This is a genomic window from Italian clover phyllody phytoplasma str. MA1, assembly GCF_000300695.1.
GTDB lineage: Bacteria > Bacillota_I > Bacilli_A > Acholeplasmatales > Acholeplasmataceae > Phytoplasma.
The window spans coordinates 1-741 of the sequence record NZ_AKIM01000142.1 but is presented as its reverse complement, the minus strand read 5'-3'; the positions used below and the strand labels follow the sequence as shown (position 1 = coordinate 741).

Genomic DNA, 741 nt, shown 5'->3' with positions numbered 1-741 from the left:
CGTTGGGTCTCACCCATTATCATAGTTGTGTTTATCTTGGTAAATCGACAAGGTTTTGCGGAAAGGGTTGAAGTGGAGGTGGAAATCGGTTAATTTGAAGTTAGAGTCGGAAACGCGTGCGCGACCAAGGTAATAGTCCTTGTCGTCGTCTAAGAAGTGTTTAGGGCCTTTGTATTTAAGGATTAAACAGTTACCACTTGAGTCTTCTTTGAATTGCTTTTCGAAATTTATTTTTGAACATAAATGACTGTCATCTTTCATATCAAATTGAGAAAATTCAAATCCGTTCGCTGATTTTTCCTTCCAAAGGTCAAAAGGGTAACGGTCTTCGATGTAATAAGCTAAGTTAGAGGGTTCTTTTTGGGTTTCGAGGTGTTCTTGAGCGATTGAAATATCGTTATGACTACCTTTTTTTTCTTGAAGTTGTTGTCGATAATAGCCGATACCATTAAGGCCATCAAAAGTATATTTGGCTTTAATCATTTGACATTTTTTATTATCGTCATACCATTCTTCATGAGTTTCCATTTTGGGTTCATTTAAAATAGGAATTTTTTCTTTTGGTAATTTATTGATTTTTTTTTCGGTTAAAACAATAAAACCAATAAAAACGATAATTAAAAAAAGAATTATCCCTAATATGAAAAAAAACCATTTAATGATTTTTTTAATAATATTAAACATGATTAGTTCCTTTCGGGTAATTTATAATATACCAACATTTTAACACATTTGACTTTT

The 741-nt window shown here is 31.8% G+C and carries 1 protein-coding gene; it reads right to left on the bottom strand.

What is annotated here, in order from left to right:
* Positions 1 to 9: 9 nt before the first annotated feature.
* Positions 10 to 684, bottom strand: coding sequence for a hypothetical protein (locus RI01_RS03000; protein ID WP_017193192.1), 675 nt, complete (start codon positions 682 to 684; stop codon positions 10 to 12).
* Between the last annotated feature and the right edge of the window lie 57 nt (positions 685 to 741).